Source organism: Bowmanella denitrificans (genome assembly GCF_039522935.1).
Classification (GTDB): Bacteria; Pseudomonadota; Gammaproteobacteria; order Enterobacterales; family Alteromonadaceae; genus Bowmanella; species Bowmanella denitrificans.
Genome location: NZ_BAAAEI010000039.1, coordinates 1 through 1,240 on the forward strand (window position 1 = coordinate 1; position 1,240 = coordinate 1,240).

Below are 1,240 nucleotides of genomic sequence, written 5' to 3' on the forward strand. Positions count from 1 at the left end.
GGCTTTGCCGGTTTAGCGGCCAATCCGCCGATGCAAAGTGCTATCTTAACTGTGGATGGTCGCCCGCAGGCGCTGGAGTTTTATCTGGCCGAGGTGCTCAGCAGCCAGTGGCCGGTCACCGCCAGTTATGAGGAAGTGTCTCGCTTAGTTCTGCAGGAAGAGAATAATCGCCGCGAGCTGTGGGTGAGTTTTTTCTCAGGTGGTTATCAGCAACTGGGGCTGCAGCCAGTGCTGGGGGACTTTTCGGCCATGGAGTTTCCCCTGCCTGGGGCGGAGCTGGTGGCGGCTATCAGTTACCCTTTCTGGCAGCGGCATTTTCAGGGCCGCCGCGATATTATTGGTCAGCAACTGCGTATTTCAGATAAGGCGGTGCGCATCGTCGCGGTGATGCCGCAGAATTTTAAGGCCTTTCGCCCTCACCAGCAGGTTGATCTGGTGCTGCCTTTTAGTCAGCAGCAGCATCTGCGCCTGATTAAACAAGGCAGTGTCAGCCCTTCCACGCTTAGCTATTTAATGGGTGCTCCGCAGGCCCTGGCTCAGGTCGCCGATTCGGCCACGGCCTATTTACAGGAGCAGGCCTATCTGCTGGATGATAGCAGCGTCAGTCTCAGTCCGGCCCTGGGAGTGGAAAACGCCACCTACCTGGCGGTAAGCCAGCGGATTAACCTGTTAACCCTGCTGTTTATGTTGTTGCTGCTGTTCTGTGTGTTTGCCTTTTTGGCCTTTATGGCCGGGGAGTCGGCTCGCAAACAGCAGGAGTTGCAGGTCAGACGCTTATGCGGGGCCAGCAGCCAGCAAATTAATCTGCAACTGCTGCTGGAAACCAGCTTATTACTGGTGCTGTTACTGGCGTTATTTACCCTGCTGCTGGCACCTTTGGGCCAACTGGTGGCGGTGTTCTTACCGCAGTTGCACAGCGAGCAACTGCTGTCTGTTGGCCGATTATTCTCCACCTGGCTGGGGGCGGCGCTGCTGCTGGCCATCGGCGTGCTGTTCGCCCTGCTATGGCTGCAGCAAAAATGGCTGAAGACCCATACCGGGCGCGGCCAAAGCCAGGGGTTGGGACAAAAGCTGCAAAGTTATTTGTTGCTGTCGTTGCTGATTAGCCTTAGCACTGTGGTGTTGTATTTCAGCCTCAATCTGGTGCTGCAGCAGTGGCGGCTGTATCAGCAGCCACTGGGGTTTAGCACCGAGGGGCGTTATTTGGTCAGCTTTGAGATACGATATTTAACCGGGCCAC

1 protein-coding gene is annotated in these 1,240 nt (G+C 56.1%); it reads left to right on the forward strand.

Features of this window, described 5'->3' with window-relative positions:
* Window positions 1–1,240, forward strand: a 1,240-nt coding sequence (locus ABD028_RS23205) for an ABC transporter permease (protein WP_343847695.1), incomplete at both ends; no start/stop codon positions are given.